The following is a 20328-nucleotide window of genomic DNA, read 5'->3' on the forward strand; positions in this document are numbered from 1 at the left end:
GGCGTTGCTGGCCAAGGCGGCTCTGTGCAGCGGCGTTGGCACGCTGCAAGTGCCTGTGCCGTGGCAGGAGCGCAGCCTGCTCGCGCTTCTGCGGGACGCCGGCGCCTCCTTAAGCGCCGGCGCGAACAGCGGGACGGTCTGCATCGCAGACCGGGAAACGCTTTTGCGGCAAACGGAAGTATGCCGCAAGCGTAGCCTCGACTTGTCGTCCGTGGACGACAAGGAGCTGATCTCGCTGCTGTTTGATCCAGCGAGCCCGCTTCGCACCTCTGATTCCTTGGAGGAATCAGAGGTAATTCCTTTACCTTATATGTCAGGCCTCCATTTTATTTAAAGCACAAAAATAACCTCAGCGGGAGAATGATCCCGCTGAGGTTATTTAGTATGCTCTATTAACAGTTATATAAATTCAAATAATTGCTTATTCTCTGGAGTACACCTGTAGCTCTTGAATAGACCAATAATTCCCGCCGGCTCCGTTCTGTACAATTTTGACATACCTCGTCTTCACTTTAGAAAAGGATATCTTAGTAAGCTCTTTCGTACCTTTACCAGACGTGAGTTTTTTCCAGTTTTGAGCATCGTCAGAAATATAAACTACATAGTCTCTTGGATAATCAAACGGTGATAACGTGCTATCCAAATCTATTCTTTCAATTTCATGTGCTTCACCCAGATCAATCTGAAAATACTCTCCGGAAACCTGATGTTTCCCCGTATCCCAGCGCGTGCGCCGATCCCCATCGATAGCCAGACTAGGAGCTGATGCTGCCGTATTCACATTTGAGGATACCTTCCATTTAGTACGATCCAGGGGAACCAGTCCGGTGGCTGTAATCTGAACTTTATCGGACAGTAAATTAGAGCCGGATACCCGTACCGCGTAGGTATATAACGTCCCTTCACGTAAATTATGGTCCGTATATTCTGTAAGCTTCACATCGGTGGCCACCACCTTCATTTCCCCCCCGCTACCTTCAGCACGAAGAAGCTCATAGCTTGCTCCCGGTGCCTCCAACCAATTTAATTTTACAGCTAAACCTTTTGTTGCTGCGGCTTTGAATCCTTTCGGTGCCGACGGCTTTACTTCAGAGGAAGGCTGCAAAATATACTGCACAGCCTCTCCTGGAGCAAGTGTCTCCGTAAAGGTTAACGTAGGAGTAGCCTTTTTACCTGTTACATAACTTCTTGCTTTTTCATACGTATTCCCGTTTCCAAAACGCTCCCCTTCATACACCCCGTTTTTCGGCATAGTCACATTTACACTCACCGTTTGTGGAGTAGACTCAAAGTTAACGAAATTAACCAACACCTTATTTGAGGTCGCTCCACTTCCCGCAAGAGGCTTCAACGTAGAAGTATCCACGGCCCGAACATATACCAGCTTGTCGGCTAACACATCTTTGTTAGCTATTTGATAAGTTAGCGGAGCTCCATGTGTAGCATAGGCAAGACTAAGCCTTCTCATGATGCTGACACGTGAATCCTCATTTTCTTTTGTATAATAAATCTCTGTGGTCGCCGGATCATGCTCTTCTAAATTAAACCCATATTTGAATAAACTGAAATCCTTAAAAAAAGCAGCATGCTGCACAAACATATCCGCATAACCAATATGTGCACGCATGATCCGGTCAAATACAGCCGCTGTCCGCTCCGTTGCCCCGTATTGATAGGCATCCACATGACTGTCCGAGGTACCAAATTCAGTGGTCAGCATTTTTTTGCCGAGTCCATTATCTGCGCCAGTGAAGGTCTTCAAATTCTCAGTAAAGCTTCCTCCATTACTAAAAATATAAGAGTCGCCGTAGGAATGTCCATTGGTCAAATCCGTAACCTTCTCCAGCTCCATACGTTGCTCTGGATCACGTTCCCAGCCATCCGGATCTCCACATTCCTTCCCAGTTCCCTTCTGATTACCGCAGGAATCCTCACTGTAGCTCGGCCAATACGCCCAACCCGGAGCAACAGTTTGTAAATGGGGCGCAATTTGCTTGCCCTTTTTATTCAGCCAGTCCGCAATTGCCAGGTTCACTGCCTTAGATCGATTGAATAATCCTGGCTCATTATCTACCTCATAATATTGAAAATAGGGGCTATATTGCTCAAAATAATCCGTCAGCTTTTTCTCTGCATCAGCGGGCAACGATCCATCAGCCTTAAGCTTAATATCACCAGTATGCAAATACAAAGCTACCGCCTGCATGTTGTAATCCTGCAATACCTTGTAATATTCCATCATATCCGAGCAGGATCTCCCGACATCACTGGCACAGCTAGTACGCATCACATTGCCGCTATAAGCCATACCTAGCCATTTGATAACATAAGGCAAGTGCGTAACTGCACCTTCATCGAAATAAAATTGCTTATTATTCACTACTGTTCCGGTCAATGTGTAGCTGCCATGGATAGGCTCAGAAATTGGAGCGTTAAGAGACTCTAAACGGAGATTATCCCAAGTCCACCAGGAATATTCGTCTTCTTTGTCACTGCAATATAAACAGCGAACCGTTTGCAGCTTCAATTCGTTCGTTCCTATCTTCAATTGCTCCTTGGGAATATATAATTCATAGGTCTTTTGAAAGCTATATTCACTTTCTGTGCCAGCAACCCCCGCAATTTGAATGATCCCCGACAATTGATGATTGGAGAACACACTCATTTGCGGCACGGATTTATAAGCATCCAGAATACCTACGCTAAATAAGACCCCATTCTCCGGGATCTTATTTAGCTGATATGTGATCGTTAATTCCGGCTGGGTCTTTCCATTCAAGCCTGCAGGCAAGCTCTGCAGAGCCGATGATTTGAGCACCGAAGAAGGAACATTAAATTCCTTCTTGCTGCCGGAAGTGCCACTCGCAGCGAATTCAGCTGCTGAGCCATCATGTTGTCCCAGATTCCAGATCACAGTACCATCCGGTATTTCTGCTGCAGCATCAGTTCCTGCAGATAGTCTCGGTATATTGGCACCTACCTTATAATCGTTTGTCCTATTCGTTCCGAAGACAGAGACAGACAACAGAAACAAGACGGTTAATGCGGCGAATTTTAGTAATAACAGTAATGGTTTGTTTGCAGATATCTTATTTTTTCTATTAGATATTCTCCTCGTTATTCCCATCCATAGGTCCTCTCTTTCTTCCGGAATGTCTTATCCTATCATTTCATTAGATTAAGGAAGAAACAATGCCCCTTGTGGTATTACCTGCTGCTTCTGGCTGGAACTCTCCCATAGCAAACGAAGATTGGCATCTCCTTCATTCTCATAATATTCAATTTGGATATCATAAAGCGTTCCAGCTGTGAGCGGGATACTGCCTTTATGAAGGGTTGCACTTTGATTTTTCCAATTGTCGATGATCAGCTTTCCGTCAATCCAGACACGGACTCCATCATCAGAGGATGCCGAAATCGTATATTTTCCACTGAATTTGGGTTTGAGTTTCCCTTTCCAGCGTACAGAAAAGTGATCTTCATTTATCTCTGAGGCAGGGGACCCACCATGCCAGTTAAAATCAATCTTACGGTCATTGCGGATAAGTACCGCTTCTCCCTCTAAATCAGTATTGTTATAGTATTCTCCAGTTAAACCCGTTAGGGTTACCGGAGTTACGGGTGCTATCGAAGGATCTCCTGTTGTGAGAACATAGTCCTCTCTCGATACTATAAACGAGTCTTTCATAAAGCTTTTAATTGACTGTAGCGTATTATTTTCTGTCAGTAATTTTCCCCAGGTCATCATATAGACCCATTTATTTTGTTTCTCAGTTAATACATCCGGGTTCGGCAGTTGCCCACTCTCCCCGATTCCGATAGGTTTACCCTCGGCCAATGCGAGCAGATCCTCATAGTAGGACTGTTTATAATCGTTATTGTAGATATCCGCAGCCAGAACATCGAGTTTATCCCCACCGGGATAATATGCAGCATATGGATCTGCCCATTCATTCGGCGCATTCGGATTCCACACCCACAGTAGATTATTTAGCTTGTGTGTGTTTACAAAACGATCATAGACAATACTCCACAGCTCTGAAAAATTGTCCTTTTTCCCCCACCAAAACCAACCGCCATTCATTTCATGGTAAGGTCGCCATAAGACCGGAACTCCGGCATCACGCAACTGACCCAAATACCCCGCAACCTCGTCTAGATCTGAGATTAGCCTCTTATACTGAGCCGTCCCAGGTGTAACATAAGCATTAAATTTCTCTTGACTGAGACTTCTATTTACATTGGACCATTCTGGAGAGGTTCCAGGTAAACTCTGATGGAATGTCATGGCTACAATGCCACCCTCTTGATGCCATTCAATTGCACTGTCTATAACAGCTTGCCGCTGTTCTGCGATTGTCCCTGCGGATTGATTATTAATCGCCCCTAATTCATAACCATGTAGAACAGCATTTTGTCCCGAAGTATTCTTCAGCTTATGAACCAGTTCATCTGGACTTTCTAGATAATCATGTTGGCCGGACAAGATCCCTTTGCCACGTAGATTCACCAAATTACTCAGCAGTTGCTTGGCTTCTTCAGAAGCCGAAGGATTACTTGGTATAGCCGGAGGTAGGGAGGAAGAAACACTCATAGCCTTCGGAAGACTTTTAACCTCTCCCCAAGGCAGCAAGGAAAAAATAATAAACACCGGTAACATAGTAAACAACAATCTGTTTTTCTTATAATATTTAAGCAAATAAATCCTCCTTTCGGTAGCTGTACTGCCTCCACAGGTGTTAAAAACATACCTGTTATCGGACAATCGTCTTCTGACCTAATGAGGACTATAGCTTAGTAGCTCTGCAATAACGCAGAGCCACTAAGGATCGACCTTTAATTTTCATCAATCAGGAGACATCCGGAAGAAAAAGTGCACTTGCTGGTACTGTCTCTTTAGCTTGACTAGCACTTTCCCACATCAAGCGGACTCTCGCATCGCCTTCATTCTCGTAATACTCCACCTTGATATCATATAGCTGGCCAGCCTTCAGCGTTATAGTGCCCTTACGCTCAGTACCACTTTGCTTAGTCCAACTATCAATAAGGGATTCCCCATTCACCCAGACACGGATGCCATCATCTGAGGTAGTGTAAAATGTATATTGCTCATTATATAATGGCTTAATTTTACCGCTCCAACGTATGGAGAACCGATCAATCCCGAGGGCGGCATCCGGCGAGCCTTGCCGCCAATTGAAATCGATTATTGCATCAGTTCTGTTAAGAGCTGCTGCTCCCGACAATTGCATGTTGTTGTAATACTCTCCTGCAAGCCCCTTCGCGAGAGGAATTGCTGCCTCCCCCTCTTCTTCGGAAGGTGCCGGCGCTGGGGCGGCGCTAGGTGTCGGTGCCAGACCCGTATTTAATTTATCTCTGGTCAGGGTATAGTTGCTATTCATAAATGTTTTGATTGTGTCTGAACTGTTATTCTCGTAAAGCATTTTTCCCCAGCTCATCATGTACGTCCATTTACTTTGCGATTGCTGAAGCTTCTCCAGATTAGGCATTTCACCATTCTCCCCGATCGCAATCGGTTTGCCTGCGGCTAGACTCAATAAGCTGTCATAGTATTTTTGCTGGTAATCATTTTCATATATATCTGCTGCCAGAATATCTACTCTATCAGCACCTGGATAAGTTAGCGCATAAGGATCTGACCAAACATTGGGAGCATTCGGACTCCATACCCATAACAAATTATTTAATTTATGAACGTTAACAAAACGGTCATACATAATATTCCATAGTTTAGAAAAGTTATTTTTCTTCCCCCACCAGAACCAGTTCCCGTTCATTTCATGATAGGGTCTCCAAAGCACCGGAACATTGGCATCGCGCAAGCTTTTTAAAGAGACTGCCACCTTATCAAGCTCAGCGATCAGATTGTTATATTGCTTGGTACCCGGTGTAACGTAACTATCGAACTCACTCTGGCTAAGTGTTTTTTTTACATTATCCCAGTCATAAGAGGTGCCCGGCAGGTTAGCATGAAAAGTCATAGCTACGATCCCGCCCGCTTTATTCCAGTTGATGGCGCTGTTCACCACATTTTGACGTTGCCAAGCCATCGTTGCTTCGGACTGACCACTGATCGCACCCATTTCATAACCGTGAAGAGCCGCATATTGTCCGCTGGTTCCCTTCAGCATATTGTTAATTTCATCTGGACTTTCTAAATAGTCATGTTGACCGGCAATAATACCTTTTCCTGAGATCGAGTAAAAATAGTTAAGCAGCTTTACGGCTTCAGGTGAGGCACCTGGGGTAACTGGCGTTCCAGAATTTGAAGCAGCTATGACAACAGACGGCGAAATTCCAACAGCAAGCGGAAGTGCAGTCAGAAACAGGACGAGTGACAGAAATGCACCAAACAATCGATACGTACGGTAAGCTTTCAAAATAATCTCCCTTTCGGTAGCCAGGCTGCCACTCTTTCGAAGGCCCTATAGCTTTGCGTCCCTACCTTTCGATAGGTTTGCCTTTTCAATTTAAGAGAAATATTCTCTCTTACCGTAAGTATCGACGACAATTAATGATATATTTAGTGTTTTTATGACTTTTTTTGATAATTGAGTCATTTTACCTGTTTCAAGAAATTTTCAATTGGTTAAATAGATAGGTTAGACCTATGAAATGAATTGTTGTAGTTCTATATCATTCCAGTCTAAAGTAATACGTATGTTATCTTCTTCAACTAATTCAGAACCTGTCTGTACTTCTATAAACTCAACATCCGTCAAAGCAAGGATCGCGTGCTTCGTTCCTTCAGGTATACGTACCACGTCCCCAGCCTTCACATTATGTTTTTTCTCATTCAGCACAATACTTGCTTCGCCGCTAACGATTGTCCAAATTTCACTACGCTTGCGATGTAATTGATAGCTGATATTATTCCCCTCGGATATAAAAATCCGTTTGGTCAGCACTTCATTGCCTTCATCATATTTCACATAATCGATAACTTTGTAATGGCCCCAACGGCGTTCCTCGTACATCGGTCTCTGTTCAAAGGTTTTCAGCACTTCTTTAATCCGTGGGCTCTCAGCTTTATGAGTAACTAGAATCCCATCCGGGCTAGCCGCAATGATCAGATCCTTCGCACCAATTACCGTAATCGGAATATCCAGCTCATTAATCAAGCAAGTCCCCTCAGAATCCGCCGTCACAAAACCTTTTCCTACATGCTTGCTGCTCATTTCCTCTGTCAGCGTATTCCACGTTCCAAGATCCTTCCAGAATCCATCATACGGCTGCACTACAATATGTTCTTCTTTCTCCACCACTTCATAATCAAAGCTGATGGAAGACAATAGCTTATACTGCTTCTGCAATTCTTCATATCCTAAAGGCAACCCTTTACGCTGCAAAATATCTAACAAGTACCCTAAGCGGAAAGCAAACACTCCGCAATTCCACAAGGCATTTTGCTCGATGAGCTGTTCTGCTTGTATGCGGTCTGGTTTCTCTTGAAAGTGACTTACCTTCATAAAACCATTTTTCCCCGCCTCTTCGGTGGTAGGAATAATATATCCGTATTTCTCTGAGGCATGTTCAGGAACAACACCCATTAGTGCCAGATTTGCTCCACTTTCCAGCATGGTCCCCTCAAGCATAGCTATGGTATCGAAAAAGGATGCTTCTACATAAGGGTCAACAGGCAATATTGCTACCGTCTCCGCTGGAGAAACACCTGCCACTGAATAAAGATAGGTAGCTGTTAAGGCGATAGCCGGAAAAGTATCCCGACGCTCCGGTTCGACGATAATCGGCACATGACTTCCCAATTGGCTTTGTATCATTTCTACTTGGCCGCGGCCGGTGGCCAGATAAGATGATTCTGCCATCCCTGCTTCCTCCAGCTGTCTCCAGACACGTTGTACCATAGATTCCGGTTCACCTTGAGGGCTTTCAAGTACCTTTAGAAATTGCTTTGAACGTGAGTCGTTGGACAACGGCCATAACCGTTTACCTGAACCGCCTGATAGAAGTACCATTTTCATAGAATGAACCCTCCTTGAATTATGGAAATCGAGCATAATGGAATTGTTATCAAAACGTATAGCTTCCGCTTAGCCTTAGTTCGAGCGGATGCATTTTTTAAAAAATTTATTAGGTATGAACCACTCCAAGGGATTTTGGACTTCCGATCGCTGTTATCCTCAGATTTCCTGATTGGACCGCTTCTCGCGGTAGAAATCCGAGGATAAAGGCGAACACTCCGTTTCTACAGTTCCAAATTCCCTTTCCGTTCTTAACCTAACCAACTACTTTTTAACAATGATCCATGCGCACCGGGCTGTACCAGCCGGAAGCGAGCACGTTTTTCTAAAGATTTGCTTCTGCTCCGGGGGAGGCAGCTGCAACTGCAAGAGCAACTGCAAGAACAACTGCAACTAAAAGAGCAAGACTAGTTGCCACCACAGAGACAGAGACAATGACAACTACAAATGTTACTGCTACTGCGGTATATAATCAGAGTACCTAACTTTATAAATTGCTTAGAAACTTAAGATTAAGGGAATGGAGTGGCGGAAGAGAATTTTGGAACTGGAGGAGCGATAGGTCCACCTTTGTCTGGGGATTTCTACCGCTATTAGCGGTTAAAATCAGGAAATCTGCAGACAACAGCGGCTGGAAGTCCAAACATTCTCTGGAGTCACGGCTCATCCCTAAATAGAAAAATCACAAGTTCAATCAATATAACTTAGATTAAACCGCTCCAGCCACACTAGCAGAATAACCGCTCAATCCACCCATCTGCGGGCGGCCGACAGAATGATAAACGAGGCCGGTACCCTCGATTTGCTCCTTGGAATACACATTGCGTCCATCGATCAGCACCCCATTACGCATGCTTTTCGCCAGCTGATGCAGATCAATCTCCTTGAGTAGGCTCCAATCGGTCAGCAGGCAGACGGCATCGCTGCCCTCAGCCGCTTCCTCTGGCAGATTGCACCAGCGAAGCTGCGGATGATCATATTGCTGCCTGAAATTTGTAGCTGCGATTGGATCATATAGTTTGACTGTTGCCCCTTCAGCCACCAGTGCCTCAACAATCTCTCTGGCGGGAGCTTCGCGGACATCATCAGTGTTAGGCTTAAAAGCAAGTCCCCATATCCCAATCGTCGAACCGCGTAGGCTGCCAAGTGATTCATGCAGCTTGGAGATGATCATAAACCGTTGTCCCTTGTTCACTTCGACTACAGATTTCAATAATTTGAATTCGTAATCGACGTTGCCCGCAATTTGAATGAGCGCATTAGTGTCTTTCGGGAAACAGGAGCCTCCATAACCGATACCAGCCTGGAGGAAGGATGACCCGATTCTTTGGTCCATACCCATTCCTTGTGCTACCTCGGTTACATCAGCTCCCACTTTTTCACAAATATTGGCGATCTCATTAATAAAGGAAATCTTCGTGGCCAAAAATGCATTCGAAGCATATTTGATCATTTCAGCACTGCGTATATCTGTTACAAATACATTTTCTGTGAAACCCTTATGAAGCTCGCGCATAGTTGGTTCCAGCTCTGGATTATCAAGGCCAATGATAATTCTATCAGGATGGAGGGTATCGCGAATCGCAGACCCTTCACGTAAAAACTCAGGTGCAGACACGATATCAAAAGAATGTTGGGTATACTTAGAGATCATTTGAGAGATTTTTTCATTTGTTCCTACTGGAACTGTAGATTTAGTCATTATAATTTTGTGCCCTTCCATCGCTTTGGCGATTTCAGCGGCTGCACCCTCAATGTAGGTTAGGTCTGCTTCACCGTTAGGCAATGATGGCGTACCTACAGCAAGAATGATAATATCTGAACGGCGCACCGACGCTTGAAGATCTGCAGAAAAAGATAACCGTTCCTCACGAAGATTCAGTTCAATCAGTTCCTCGATTCCCGGCTCGTAGATGGGCGATTCCATCTGTTTCAGCTTCTCAATCTTTTCCTCGTCCTTATCCACACAGATGACATGATGTCCGCCCAATGCAAAGCACACGCCAGATACAAGACCCACATACCCAGTACCGATTACTGTCAGCTTCATATAATCATCCTCCTTTTAGAAAATTGACGTACGCCTGCTCAACATACTGCTTGAACTTAACCATAAACGCCTGCTCATCGAATTTTCGTGCATGCTCCATAATTTGATCGATGTCCCAAGCGTAGGACTCTACCTCATAAATGGCCTTAAGTAGATCCTCCACTTCTTGATGCTGAAAGAACACACCATTTACATAAGGAATAATAGTGTCCAGTGCCCCACCTGCTTGATAAGCAATTACCGGTCTTCCAGCAGCGTTCGCTTCCAGCGGTGTAATTCCAAAGTCCTCTTCTCCTGGAAAAATAAATGCTCTACACTGTGCCATCATTCCAGTCACTTGTTCATCTTCTAGCCGGCCCAGAAACGATACATTATCCTTAGCCATGCCTTCGAGACGCTTGCGATCCGGTCCATCCCCTACGATATAAAGCTTAAGACCGTTACGATTGAAAGCCTCTACGGCCAGATCAATCCGCTTGTAGGAAACAAGCCGGGAGACAATTAGATAATAGTCACCAATGGTAGAAGAGCTTGTAAACCGGGCTGTATTAATCGGTGGAAATATGACATCTGCATCCCGGTGATAATAATTCTGAATCCTCGTCTTCACTACTGAAGAATTGGCTACGAACTGATTCACATTTTTGGAAGTCCGTTGGTCCCACGTTTTGAGCTGCTGCATGTATACCTTAAGCATTTTTTTGAACAGCCCGGAGTTCGACTGACGTTCCATGTAGGTGTCATAATCCCATGCGAAGCGCATAGGCGTATGGCAGTAACAAAGATGAAACGTATGTTTAGGAACTTGAATACTTTTCATAAAAGCACTGCTGGAACTCAGGACGATATCGAAACCGCGAAAGTCCAAATCACGGATGGCCATTGGATAAAGTGGCAGCACCCCTTTAAAATTGGTCTTTACCCCCGGAATCTTTTGCAACCAGGAGGCACGGATATCCGCATCTTTGAGATTGTCAGTAAGGCGGCTTCCGTTAAAAACCGTTGTGTAGATTGGAGCCTCGGGATACATGTGATGAAAGACTTCCACCACTCTTTCCGCGCCGCCCATTTGGATTAAGTAATCGTGCGCTATCGCAATTTTCATGTGAATCATCCTCAAAGTTTTATGGAGCATCATCTTCAGAATTACCGCGTCATCTCATCTGTCAGGTGCCCGCCAACAAACCTTTATAGTAGTCAACGATGTCCTTGACCGTATTCTCGATAACAAAATGCTCTTTCACTCGTTTCATCCCATTGTCCGCCATCCGCCGTCTTTCCTCTGGGTGATCCAGCATCCATTTAATGGAGTCTGCCAGTATCGCCGCGTCACCAGGCTCTATCAGTAGCCCGGTCTCACCTTGAACTACAATTTCTACCGGCCCGCCTTCATTGGAGGCGATCACCGGCAATCCCGCTGCCATTCCTTCAACGATAACTTGGCCAAAAGGCTCAGGAGTTACCGAAGTGTGAATCAGTAAATCAGCAGTATTCATAAGGCCTTGAATATCATCCACATGCCCTAGCATGCTTACATTAGTAAGCTCGTCGTTTTTTATCTTTTGCAGCAATTCCTGCTTATAAGCCTCTTCTCCAAACAGAGCGTCTCCGGCCAGCCAGAATTTCACACGAGGTTCGTTCTTAAAGCTTTTTGCGGCTTCCAGCACAATATGCTGACCTTTCCAATGCGCCAATCGACCAACTAGCAGTACGTTAAAATCCTTCTGGTCCCGCATGCCGATCCCATTACCAATCGCTTTAGCAAAAGCGGAGTATACGACCAGCGTTTTTTTCGAACGCGGCAACTCCAAAGCATTCAGCGTAGAATGTGAATTTGCGATGACTCCATTTGGGAGCAGACGCGACAGCAAACGAATGCCTTTGGCAACGATTGGCTTTAAATAAGGAGCTCCAATATGATCCCGGATGTGCCAGATCAATGGAACGCCCGCTATTTTGGCAGCGATGGCTCCGTATAATGCAGATTTCAGGGAATTGGTGTGCACGCAATCTACCTTCTCCGCTTTTAAAAGCGGCGCAAGCTTGCGGCCATAAGCCAACAGCTTGAAGGCTGCAGCAGGTGCTCCCAAGTTGACTGCATTTCTACCACGACTTCTGATGCTCTCATCCAGCGGAATAATACGGACATCCATCCCTTTTTCACGTAGCCGTTCAGCCAGCGCACCATCCTCAGCCAGAATTACCAGTGGATCGATCTGTTCTCCAATATGGGTAAGGATGTTAAACAGGGCAACTTCTCCACCACTCCATTTAGCAGTGTGATCTATATAGGCCACTCTAAGCATTACGTGGTCACCTCCTCTCCTAAAGCTTGCAGGAACACGGATTCTACTTGATCCGTAACATGCTCCCAGGTATATCTCTCCAGTACATGCTCTCTACATTCATCCCGGCTCGGAAGCAGCTTTCGATTGCTGAGCATATGGATCATACCTTCAGCCATGTGGTCGCTACTTGAACTCTTAAATAGCAACTCCGGCCGGAAGCCTTGCAAAATTTCCTTATTGCCGCCAATCGGTGTAGCCATCACTGGCAATCCCGAAGATAAGGCTTCAACGGTAATCAAACCAAAGCCCTCCAATGCCTGTGAGGGAACCACGAACATATCCGCTGCCTGATAATAAGAGGCTAGTTCATGATCAGGAATGTAGCCTAGCAGTCTTACCTTGTTGCTCAAGCCATAGTCGGCGATCTTTTCTTCCAGTTCCCCCCGCAACGGCCCTTTACCACCAATCAGCAGAATTGCATTCGGGAAGCGCTCCGCAACTTGCTTCCAGGCTTCAAGCAGCTGGAGTAGTCCCATCCGATTGACCAACCGCCGGACAGTCAGCACGGTTGTTGCTCCCTCAGGTAAATTCAAGGTTCGGCGAATCGCCAATCGGTTTGTAGCGGGGATAAAACGTTCCACATTAGCTGCGCCTGGAATCACAATAATTTTGTGTAGTGGCACTCCGTGCAGCTTATGGAGAATATCGCGGAACGTTTCACTAAGCACGATGAACTTATCCGCAAGCTTATAGGCTCTATGTTCAATGGATTTGGCGATGGTTGTTTTGACCCGGTGCTTAATGCCTTGGCCTTCGATTTTCATTTCTTCATTCCATGGACCATGAAAAGTCATCACTACAGGAATCCCACGTTTCTTTGCTTCCAAGGCTGGACCAATACCATAAGGAGCAAAGTGAGTGTATAAAATATCTATACGGCCACTGCCCTCTCCCATCAGATCGGCCGCCTTACGCTGGAAAGCATCCTTACGTTTCCAGATCCCATCTTTTGGATCTCCGGCATTGTGAATAATCAATTCCTCAGGGGTGGCAGGCGTCTCTTGACTGCAAATCAGTGCATGCACCCGATTACGTGAGGAGAGTTGCTCGCAAACGGATTTGAAATACGTGTTAAGCCCACCCGGCTGTAGCGACGGCCAGCTAAGGCCTGTCGTCATAATGTTCAATCCGTCACTGTACGGCATAGCTTCTCTCTCCTTTATTCTCCTTCTCGGTCTGACTCGTCTTCGCATTGTGCTGAGTCAGCTTTCCCGATCTAATTAATTCGTAATGCTTGAAGCCGACCATGAATTCATACATGACCCAGAATACGGATACACCGAAACCTGACATTCCCTTCTTGAACAACCCGTGTAAGAAATACTTTTGCAGGAAACGGGCTGGTGGTCTTAACAGCAGATGACTGACCCGAAATCGTTTGCCCTTGGCATACGCACTTTCAGCTTCCAAGTCAGTGTACTTATTGAAACGGGCCACATGATCGTTAATACTGCGGTAACCATAATGCCAGAGGGTTCCTGTCAAACGTATGGTTCGCTCTTCAGAGACCTCAGGCATCTCGTGCACCAAGCTATTTCGAATTCCATACGCTTTGCGGTTGTAAAGGCGCACTAGATATTCGCCACGATCCAGCCATCTACCCATGAAATCACCAATCCGGTAGATAGAATAGGCAACCGATTGATCCATAAGCCCCGGTTTCAGTTCAAGAATACTTGCGGCCAACTCGTCGCTGACCACTTCGTCAGTATCAATAAGGAAGACCCAATCATGAACCGCGCGTTCTACTCCGAACTCTCTCTGTTTCGCATATCCGGGCCAAGGGTTGACGTATACACGACAATTCAAGCTTTCAGAAAGCTGTACTGTCCCGTCTTTGCTGCCTCCGTCAATCACAACCACCTCGTCGGCGAATAACCTGCAGGATTGTATGGCCTTAGATATTCGAACTTCGTCATCCTGAGCGATGATGACAGCCGATATTGGATAATTGCCTTGGCCGCCTACCACGCTTTTTACTGAATCCATGAAGGTTTCCTCCTTTATCTTTCGCATTATCCATTCATATCCATAGGTTTCTTGCGAATGTAAGAATTCATCGTCGTCTTCATCCACTGAATGTCCTCCCGGGTAATGAGCAGCCGCGGAAGTTTAACTTTTAAGGTGTACTTTATATTGAGAACAATGAAGAAAAATCGCAGGATTGCTGATGACAACATCGCTATCCCTGCTCCGAGTAAACCAAATTTAGGGATGAGCAGGAACAACATTGGGATAACCAAAAGTAAGCCGAAACCTTGAAGCATCGAAACCACTTTTGGCTTGCCTAACGCCATAAAGGCCTGCGCCAGAATGATCGTCCCTCCGCTAATGGTCACTTCAAGGAGCAATAAGCGAAACACGGTTAATGCCGCATTGAAGTCTTTGCCGTACATCAACGGAATTACTAAAGGGGCTAAGAGCATCAGGAATACTCCGCCAAGCATGGTGAAGGTCGTACTTATTCGGAAGGCTTTAAATGTTAACTCAACTGCCTGTTCTTTGGACAGCTCAGAAGCCTTAGGAAACAACACGATCGTAATCGAGCTTGAGAAAAAATTAACCATTCGTGATAGACTCACAGCCACTACATACAGCCCCAAATCAGCAGGTCTTAACAAACCGGCAATTACGATCTGATCGATATAGGTAGAGAAATTGCCAAGCAAGTCATTACCGTAGGAACCAAGTCCGTAAGTAAACAATCTTTTTAAATTCTGATAGGCCCCTCTCATCTTCACCTTATAGGTACGAAGCAAGGAAATCGTCATTCCGATAAACAGCGGCGCTCCAGGAAGAAGATAGGCAACTGCAGTTGTAAATGGATTCATCTGATCCAGCGCGATCAATATCCCGATCATCGTCAGTGTAAGCAACGGCACTAGATAGCGAATCCAATTAAACCTCTTGTATTCACCTCTGAATTGAAAAGCTGCATTGTTAATTTGAGAGATCACTATAATCGGACACAGAATCATAGACCACTGAGCAAAGGTCACGACCTCCGGACTGAAGGATTTCAGCCAATAAGGCAAGACTACGATACCTATAATCATCGCTATGACCCCAAAAATGGTACCGAGCAGCAATGCCATACGATAAAGCACTCCGGCATCCTCCGGGTTTTTCTTAGCGTTATAGATGAGAGCTGAAGGAATGCCAAAGCTCATGCTAAACGCCAGAAACTGTGACCAGTTAATCATTGCCGTCTGTTCCCCACGACCTGTCGGTCCAAGATAACGGGCGGTCAATACACCCGTTAACATGTTAATCAATAGGATCATGACACTGACAAACATAGTTTTTACGGCTGCCGAGCTGTTGTCCTTGCTCTTGGCGAACAATCTAAAAGATGACCAGATTGTTCTAGCGGGGAGAGATTTTGCATTCAACTGCTGCATACGGTGTTCCCTTCCTTCTACTTTGAGTAATCTCCCTTGCGCTGAGGCCAAGACCGATCAGCATCCAGATTAAGTATCCCTTGAGTCCGGGAAACCCATTATCTGAAACTAGACTGACAATCGCACCGGTCCAAGTAGCTAACGCAAGTCGGGCGTAGGGCTCCAATTGGTCCCTGCTGATTACTCTAGCGAATATCTGTTTGACAACTGCGCCTAAAGCTCCGAAGAAGAAAACAGCACCCAGAACACCAAAGGTAAGCAGTAAAGCGATAACTCCGTTATCCATAATTCCGTACTCACCAAGCTCGCCGTCATTACCAAGCTTAGTCCCTTGACCTACACTACCAATTCCCTGACCTACTGGATTGGCGGCGACCATCGGCAGCATGTTTTGCCATAAGCTTAGCCGTTCATTATAAGAGTGATCTTCTTGAACAGAAGAAAGTGTCTCTACCCGAGCAACCAGTCCTTCGGCACCAGGCAATTTCGGCACAACCCAGAACAACGCAGCAGCCACAAAAACTAATTGGATCAAGGTTTTCCACTTTCCCTTAGAAGGAGAGGTTCCAATGTACATAAGCAGCATCACCAGAAGTATCAGCCATGCCGCACGTACTAAAGTAGTCAGCAGGCAGATGACAACTAGCAGAACGCCGATCCAGCGCAATGTTCCCCGCCATTTTTTCTCCAGTATCATCGGAACTAAAGCAAATGCTAAGAAGGTTGCAGCCGGTCCGGGCGAATTCAGTGTAGAGAACACTCGGATTTCCAATGGATATGGATTTCCGATGGACATCATATCCGCATGTTTCATCCAGAACACATCCCAAGGTGGCACCGTCAAATACTGAACAATCCCGTAAATGGCAACTAGGACTGCAATATTGGCAAAAGCGGTAAGCAGTCGATCGATATCCTTCGGCTTGAACTTCGTGACGGCAAAGTACGGCAATAACAGCAGTGGCACAATATAATTCGCTAAGTCATAAACTGAGCCCATGCCATTCTTAGCCAAACCGATTAAAGCACCATAACCCAGCGCAACTGCGAACATTAACATGATCCGCGTGGAGGCTTTTTGAATATTATGAATCTCCTTCAGCAGCGGAATGATCAAGGTTACACCGGTTAACAAGGGAGCTAAGCTCAGCAAAGATACAGAGTGATACACTCCTTCTGACCAGTCAGCAATGCGGCGCAGCTCTGGAGCTACGGCCCAGATTAGCAAGGTATAAGCAACCAGCATTTTCGGTCTAAGTACGGCTAACAAGAAAGCTGGGAATAGGATGGCTGAGAGAATGGCTCCCTGCAGACTGTTCGATGAACTCAGCATCGCACTGGAGAAGCCGATGATCAGCGGAAGAGAGACACCTATAGCAGCAGTCCCCCCTATTAATCCAACTGTCTTGATGAACCTAAGTGATGGGGGCGTAAATACACTCATTCCAAGCCTCCTTCCTTCACCTTATCCCGCTTACGCAGTTCCTTAAGTAATAAAAGTAGAAATTGTGCATCATCCACAAGATATCTTTTCCAGAGCCTACCCGGCTCCTGGCTAAGCCGCCAGAACCATTCGAACCCTGTTTTTTGCATAAAGCTAGGTGCTCGTTTCACTGAGCCTGACAGAAAATCAAAGGTCGCTCCCACTCCGATCGATATCGGAGCTTGATAAGAGGTATAGTGGCGATAAATCCACTTTTCCTGCTTAGGCGCTCCTACACCAACAAACACGATATCTGGCTGGCACTCTGTCAGCATTTCTATAATGCGTTCATTCTCCTCCTCATTGTGCTCGAATCCATAGGATGGAGAATAACAGCCAACCACATTTATTCCGGGATGCGCTGTTTTCAAATTCATCGCTGCCCGTTCCGCCACGCCTTCAGCTGAGCCTAAGAAGAACAGCCGGTACTTCCTTTGCTCAAAGGCGTTGCCCAATCGATTAAATAGATCCGCGCCGGATACCTTCTGCTTAAGCGGCTTGCCTAGCATTTTGGATGCCCAGATCAGTGGCATTCCGTCAGCAACAACTGCACCTGCCTTCGAATATACCGTTTGAAATTCTTTATCCTTTCGAAGCTTGATCACATGATCTACATTGCAAGTGAGGATATAAGACTGATTCCTCTCCTGAATGGTTTTATCAATGTAATCAAGCAAATCCATGAAATCATAGTTATCAAAATTGACATCGAACATATTCACTTGACTCATCGTATCACTTCTTTTTGTGGGGAATCGGTTGGCTGTGAAGATCGATACAGGCAGTTCAGGTACCAACAGAACGGAATAATAAATTGGACCGTCGACAGCGTGTTATCGGAGAATGAGTAGATTAAAAACGCTGCAATAAATAACAGATAATAAGGTTTGATCGGCGGAGCCAATGCTCTGTACACCAGAATAAATACAGCCAATAAAGAGAACATCAACAGAATAGCGCCAATATATCCCCCATCGAAGTAAAAGCGGATATACTCGTTGTGTGGAACTACAAAACCCTTATACAATGTTCCATCATTTGCTACCGTCACTGCTCCAAGTCCTCTACCAGACCAAGGAGAGTCCGCAGCCTTATTTAAAAAATACTCCCATGCCTCTGACCTTCCTGATAAATCAACAGCCGTGTCTGTCTGTCTCTCAAAGGAACGTTTCTCAAAATTATCGAGCTGCCAGAAGACGGCGACCATAATCAGGAAAAATGCACCCATTAACGGAATTAGCAGATAGGTTCTGCCCTTCAAATATTGGCGAAGAATATCATAGAAGTAATAGAGAACGGTAAGTCCAAGTGCCAATATAGGCCCTCTTGTTCCTGTTCCAATCAAGATAAAGAAATTTAGAACTAACATGATATAGAAAAAGCGTGCTTGCTGCGGATTCCGCTTCACCTCTATAAATGGAATCGCTACTCCCATAAAGGCCAGCATCGCTAGATGCGCAGGAATATTAGCCCCCTGAATCCGTACAGCGCCTGTATACTCGATGTTGAGAAAATTATGAACATGCGCAAGCTGCAGCAACAAACCAACCACTACACTAACAAGGGGAAGCATACAGATAATTTTGATTTGCAGCTCGGCTACATTCTTTTTCCAGTTGATTAATAAAAATACGAATGGAATGGATAGACCGATAAAAGCTTTAACTGCAATGGATGAGGTCATTTCCGGCAGCCAGATCGAAGATCCAAAGGTAATCACCAGCAGGGCTACCATTGCCCACAAGGGGTGACTCAGACGAAACCGCAAGCCATTGACCAGAATACAAGGAACAAGCAGCATCACGATAACCAATTTATAAAGGGACAGTATCTCCATTCCAAACATGCTGCCATCATATAAAAAGTTAATCGATATTGCTGTCGTGATTAGAACGAAATAACTGATCAGTTCAGGCCGTGAAATCGAGATTCCCAGCAAAATAATCAGAAGCACGGCAGCTATCGCAATCATCGGCTGGTAGATGACCGCCGTTCCAAAGAACAGGGCCGACATGAGATAGAGCATCCCGTATGGCAAAACATTTAATTTGGAGCCCCACTCAAAATTTGTCATGTTAATCCCTCACCCCGCTGCGGAATGCCTCTCCCGATTGAGAATCATATGAAGCGTTCCACGAATACTCTCCAGCCTGCATTTGTTCAAAAGCCTTCTTCCTTTACTTCTTGAGAGGATAGAATCAGCCAGGATATACACGAGCTTAGCGGCTGTCTTTCCCACTAGAAGCAGCTTGCCTTTTAGTCCTTCGCTTTTCATAGCGTTAGAGATACCTTGGCTATAATAGCGCCTCATAATCCAGTCTTCCGTCAAACGGGCCGCCGGAACGAAATGGTCAACCGCCATTTCCGGATGGTAGAGGATGGAATGCCCTTCTTTTTGAATCTGTCCGAATAACCAGGTCTCTTCACCGGAGAGCAGAGAATCACCCTTTCTTCCGAGATCTAGGGGAAAAAGACTGATGTCGAATACGAGCTTCCGCATCGCCATATTGGCCCCACAAGGATGAAGTTGCTTGGGATATTCCTTAATCCGGCTACCTAAATCAACAATCGTGTACGGAAGCTCAAAGGGTTTAATCAACCAGTCCGGACGTTTGCTTTCAAATATCGGAGCGATTTTGCCTCCCATAGCCATGACCTCCGGTTTACTCTCGAAAGTACTGACAATCGTTGTTATCCAACGCTGGCAAGGTATCGCATCATCATCGAGAAAGGCAATCAGCGGCGATTTGGAAGCCAGAATTCCTGTATTTCTAGCCGCTGAAAGCCCCTGCATCGGCTCCATCATGTAGCGGATATCCACATCAGCTCCATGCTTTCCTATAAACTTTTTGACGCAAGCTTCAGTATCATCCTTGGAACAGTTATCCACAACAATGATCTCCGCCTGCTCTAAGTGATCCAGCTTTAAAAGTGACTGAAGCGTCTTGATCAATAAAGGTGCTCTGTTGTAGGTACAGATGATAATGGAAAGCTTAGGAACGTCTCCGTATTCACGCATCGGCATTCACCTAATTTCCACATT

At 45.5% G+C, this 20328-nt stretch carries 16 protein-coding genes and 1 riboswitch; of the genes, 2 read left to right on the plus strand and 14 right to left on the minus strand.

Translation table 11 applies throughout. The annotated features are described in order from the left end of the window. Together MHH60_RS28985 and MHH60_RS28990 are read left to right on the plus strand one after the other, a co-directional pair. Positions 1-195: hypothetical protein (locus tag MHH60_RS28985; RefSeq protein ID WP_341161186.1), on the plus strand; the 195-nt coding region annotated here is incomplete at its 5' end. Between the two features lie 7 nt (positions 196-202). Continuing rightward, complete coding sequence (locus tag MHH60_RS28990) at positions 203-334, plus strand: hypothetical protein (RefSeq protein ID WP_341161187.1); 132 nt, start codon at positions 203-205, stop codon at positions 332-334. A gap of 87 nt (positions 335-421) precedes the next feature. Here the strand turns inward: MHH60_RS28990 and MHH60_RS28995 are convergent, their stop codons facing one another. From MHH60_RS28995 to MHH60_RS29060, 14 genes are all read right to left on the minus strand, one after another. After that, positions 422-3127, minus strand: coding sequence for a discoidin domain-containing protein (locus MHH60_RS28995; protein ID WP_081389090.1), 2706 nt, complete (start codon positions 3125-3127; stop codon positions 422-424). A 51-nt stretch (positions 3128-3178) separates the two neighbouring features. Then, positions 3179-4699, minus strand: coding sequence for a glycosyl hydrolase (locus MHH60_RS29000; protein ID WP_256715187.1), 1521 nt, complete (start codon positions 4697-4699; stop codon positions 3179-3181). 151 nt (positions 4700-4850) lie between these two features. Then, entirely contained in the window at positions 4851-6401 is a 1551-nt protein-coding gene (locus tag MHH60_RS29005; RefSeq protein WP_081389089.1) for a glycosyl hydrolase, read from the minus strand. Positions 6402-6413: 12 nt separating this feature from the next. Continuing rightward, positions 6414-6493: riboswitch (cyclic di-GMP riboswitch) on the minus strand. 136 nt (positions 6494-6629) lie between these two features. After that, positions 6630-8003: a sugar phosphate nucleotidyltransferase gene (locus tag MHH60_RS29010; protein WP_076137161.1), complete on the minus strand. Its 1374-nt coding sequence runs from the start codon at positions 8001-8003 to the stop codon at positions 6630-6632. A gap of 709 nt (positions 8004-8712) precedes the next feature. After that, positions 8713-10053 (minus strand): UDP-glucose dehydrogenase family protein, encoded by a 1341-nt coding sequence (locus MHH60_RS29015; RefSeq protein WP_076137159.1) that lies wholly within the window; start codon positions 10051-10053, stop codon positions 8713-8715. Positions 10054-10057: 4 nt separating this feature from the next. Then, on the minus strand, positions 10058-11158 hold the full coding sequence (locus tag MHH60_RS29020) for a glycosyltransferase (RefSeq protein WP_036676592.1): 1101 nt from the start codon (positions 11156-11158) through the stop codon (positions 10058-10060). A gap of 61 nt (positions 11159-11219) precedes the next feature. Continuing rightward, the gene (locus MHH60_RS29025; protein WP_036676593.1) at positions 11220-12359 is read right to left on the minus strand and encodes a glycosyltransferase family 4 protein; all 1140 of its coding nucleotides are present in this window, start codon (positions 12357-12359) and stop codon (positions 11220-11222) included. After that, positions 12359-13546 (minus strand): glycosyltransferase family 4 protein, encoded by a 1188-nt coding sequence (locus MHH60_RS29030; RefSeq protein ID WP_036676596.1) that lies wholly within the window; start codon positions 13544-13546, stop codon positions 12359-12361. Before MHH60_RS29030 ends, MHH60_RS29025 begins: the two co-directional genes overlap by 1 nt. Next, a complete protein-coding gene (locus tag MHH60_RS29035) occupies positions 13533-14390 on the minus strand; it encodes a glycosyltransferase family 2 protein (RefSeq protein ID WP_038568901.1) in 858 nt (285 codons plus the stop codon). Before MHH60_RS29035 ends, MHH60_RS29030 begins: the two co-directional genes overlap by 14 nt. Before the next feature lie 26 nt (positions 14391-14416). Continuing rightward, positions 14417-15802, minus strand: a complete 1386-nt coding sequence (locus MHH60_RS29040; RefSeq protein ID WP_076129264.1) for an oligosaccharide flippase family protein — start codon at positions 15800-15802, stop codon at positions 14417-14419. Further along, complete coding sequence (locus MHH60_RS29045; protein ID WP_076137157.1) at positions 15768-17246, minus strand: O-antigen ligase family protein; 1479 nt, start codon at positions 17244-17246, stop codon at positions 15768-15770. The genes MHH60_RS29040 and MHH60_RS29045 overlap by 35 nt, the downstream gene beginning before the upstream one ends. Next, entirely contained in the window at positions 17243-18016 is a 774-nt protein-coding gene (locus tag MHH60_RS29050; protein ID WP_036676606.1) for a WecB/TagA/CpsF family glycosyltransferase, read from the minus strand. Before MHH60_RS29050 ends, MHH60_RS29045 begins: the two co-directional genes overlap by 4 nt. After that, a complete protein-coding gene (locus MHH60_RS29055; RefSeq protein WP_036676609.1) occupies positions 18013-19359 on the minus strand; it encodes an O-antigen ligase family protein in 1347 nt (448 codons plus the stop codon). The genes MHH60_RS29050 and MHH60_RS29055 overlap by 4 nt, the downstream gene beginning before the upstream one ends. 9 nt (positions 19360-19368) lie before the next feature. After that, positions 19369-20310 carry a glycosyltransferase gene (locus MHH60_RS29060; RefSeq protein WP_280775966.1) on the minus strand — a complete coding sequence of 314 codons (942 nt, stop codon included), beginning with the start codon at positions 20308-20310 and terminating at the stop codon, positions 19369-19371. Positions 20311-20328: the final 18 nt, after the last annotated feature.

This window comes from Paenibacillus sp. FSL H7-0716 (assembly GCF_038002705.1).
GTDB lineage: Bacteria > Bacillota > Bacilli > Paenibacillales > Paenibacillaceae > Paenibacillus_AQ > Paenibacillus_AQ odorifer.